The organism is Stenotrophomonas sp. STEN029, from assembly GCF_056760015.1.
In genome coordinates, this window is sequence record NZ_JBRREC010000169.1 from 1 (window position 1) to 2,738 (window position 2,738).

The 2,738-nt window shown below is 64.6% G+C and carries 3 protein-coding genes; 1 reads left to right on the forward strand and 2 read right to left on the reverse strand.

All coding sequences use genetic code 11. The features are described from left to right. Positions 1-217: 217 nt before the first annotated feature. Positions 218-1,204, reverse strand: a complete 987-nt coding sequence (locus ACVOLI_RS20400) for a sensor domain-containing protein (RefSeq protein WP_481615774.1) — start codon at positions 1,202-1,204, stop codon at positions 218-220. Then, a complete protein-coding gene (locus ACVOLI_RS20405; protein ID WP_481615775.1) occupies positions 1,204-1,566 on the reverse strand; it encodes a PadR family transcriptional regulator in 363 nt (120 codons plus the stop codon). Before ACVOLI_RS20405 ends, ACVOLI_RS20400 begins: the two co-directional genes overlap by 1 nt. A gap of 153 nt (positions 1,567-1,719) precedes the next feature. On the opposite strand from ACVOLI_RS20405, the gene ACVOLI_RS20410 reads away from it, so the two are divergent. Next, entirely contained in the window at positions 1,720-2,622 is a 903-nt protein-coding gene (locus tag ACVOLI_RS20410) for a peptidylprolyl isomerase (RefSeq protein WP_481615776.1), read from the forward strand. The last annotated feature ends 116 nt before the right edge of the window (positions 2,623-2,738 follow it).

Consider the following 2,738-nt stretch of genomic DNA (forward strand, 5'->3'; position numbering starts at 1 on the left):
CCCCCCACACCTTCTGCCCCGGGCCGGCCCGCCCCGGTTGGGTCCCCTCTCTTTGGGGGGGCTTCTTCCCAAAACTCTCCCGACCTGCCCCCGGGCCCCCCCCCCCCCCGCTCCTACAGAAGGGTCTATACGTAACGCTTCTGCCGAGCATGGCTCGGCACTACAAAAACGAGGGCGCCATCGGCGCCCTCGTCTGCATTCCCTTGTGCCGCCGTGCTTACAACCGCACCAGCAGATGCTTGGCCATGGCGCCGTGCAGCTTACCGATGCCGCGCGCCAGATGCAGCGTGCCGAACAGCAGCAGCACGCCTACACCCAGCGACACCGGCCACAACCAGAACGGGTTGCCGATATTGACGCCGTCGATCCAGATCCCCATCGGCAGGTTGGAGAACAACGAAACCACCGGTGCGAATACCAGAGCCAGCGACGTCGACAGCAAGGTCGTCGCCACCGTGAAGTACAGGATGCCCAGTGGCAACATCAGCACGAAGTACAGCATGGTCAGCCAGGTGCGTCCGTCCGAGAACATCGCACCGATACGCTGCAACCAACCCTGGCTGCGATCGGTATAGGTCGGACGGCGCGGCATGCGCACGCCCAGCATGGTCTCGATGATGCGCCCTTCAACCAGCGACAACACCCGCACCGAGCCCAGGAACAGCAGCAGGACTGGAATACCGATGATCACGATCAGCAGCGATAGCGACAGCGACAAACCGGTGACCACCCAGGTGAAGAAGAAGATGCCGGTGGCCAACGACAACAGCATGTAGAACAGCGCGCCATACGTGTGCGGGTCCATCGCAACACCGAAGAAACGCGCCAGCAAGGAGCGCGGAGCAGGCTCGCGGACCGCCGCCGCGACACCTGGCTCCGCTGCCACCGCTGCCACCGCTGCAACAACCGGTGCCACCCGTGCCGGCGGCCGCGGTGTCCGCAGTGCGCGATTCACCGTCACTTCGGTTTCGCGGTAGATCTCTGCAACCTCTTCTGGCGCGCCGTAACTGCCGGCGACACCGGCAATCACCTCGGCCTCGCTTTTGCCCGGCTGCTCGGCCAGCTCCGAGCGCAGGTATTCCTCGGCGTCGTACAACGCGTCCTGGATCATCGCCAGGTCAGCGCCACTCAACGCGGCACGCAGCTGGTCCAGGTATTCGGGAATCGTCGTCGGCAGCGCTCGCGCGGTGTATTCGGTATTCATCAGTTGATTCCTTCCAGTACGGACTCGACCGAGTCCCGGGTGGCATTCCACGCTGCTATCCACTGCCGCAGCGCGGCGCGGCCGTTGTCATTGATGCGGTAGTAGCGCCGCGGCGGTCCGGCCACCGATGGCTCCACGTGACTTTCCAGCAGACCCGCGCCTTCCAGGTTGCGCAGCACGGGGTACAGCGCGCTCTGTTTGCCACTGAGCACCCCGTCGCCAACCCGCTCCAGCTCCTTGGCGATCAGATAGCCGTACAGCGGCTCCGGCGCCTTGGCCAGCACCGCCAGCAAGGCCAGCGACACCGTGCCTGTGCTCAATTCCTTCTGGAACTTGCGTAGATGGGCATCCAACTCAGTCATGGCCTTCACTCCTGCCGACTAGCGTGAAGCAGATACTAGTACTTAGTTCGCTATAGCGAATATGCCGGTAGTCACCCCCACCTCGGCCATGAGGCTGGCGGGCGGCACGGGCAATCGCGCAGAATCGGGCCACACCCAACTGGAATGCGCCCGATGACGCTACGTCCCTGCCTGCTTGCGCTGGCTCTGTCGCTGTCCCCGCTGCCGCTGCTGGCGGCCGACGCCCCCGCCAAGTACCGCAGCGCGCAGGAAATCATCGATGCCGCGCCGGCCGGCGACTGGCACAGCCCGGCAGCGGAGAACACCCTGTACATGGATCTGGAGGGCGGCCGCGTCATCATCGAGTTGGCCCCACAATTCGCTCCGGAGCACGCCGGCAACATCCGCACCATGGCCAGGGAGCACTTCTGGGACGGGCTGAGCATCTACCGCTCGCAGGACAACTTCGTGGTCCAGTTCGGCGACGCCGATGCTGACGATGCGGCCAAGGCCAAGTCGATGGGCAGCGCCAAGACCCATCTGCCTGCAGAGTTCCAGCGCCCGCTGGAAGGGCTTGCCTTCACCGCCCTGCCCGACCGCGACGGTTGGGCCACCAGGACCGGCTTCGTCGGCGACTTCGCGGTCGGTAGCGATGGCAAGAACGCCTGGCTGGCGCATTGCTATGGCGCGCTCGGCGCCGGCCGCAACAACGATGAGGACAGCAGCGTCGGTGCGGAACTTTATGTGGTCACCGGCCAATCACCGCGCCAGCTGGACCGCAACATCACCCTGGTGGGCCGCGTGCTCAAGGGCATGGAACTGCTCAGCACGATCAAGCGTGGTCCCGACCCGATGGGCTTCTACGAAGACCCCGCGCAGCGCACGCAGATCAAGGCGATCACTCTGGCCAGCGAGCTCCCTGAGGCGCAACGGGTGAAACTTGAAGTGCTGCGTACCGATTCGAAGACCTTCGCCGATGCGGTGGAAGCGCGTCGTAACCGCGTGGATGGTTTCTACAAGCGCGCCGCAGGCCATATCGACCTGTGCAACATCCCCTTGCCGGTGCGCATCCGATAAGAGAGCGAACCATGTAGTGCCGAGCCATGCTCGGCAGAGGCTTTACCGGCCGCCCAATCCGTAGTGCCGAGCCATGCTCGGCAGAGGCCTTACCGGGAACTCCCATTGTCGAGCAT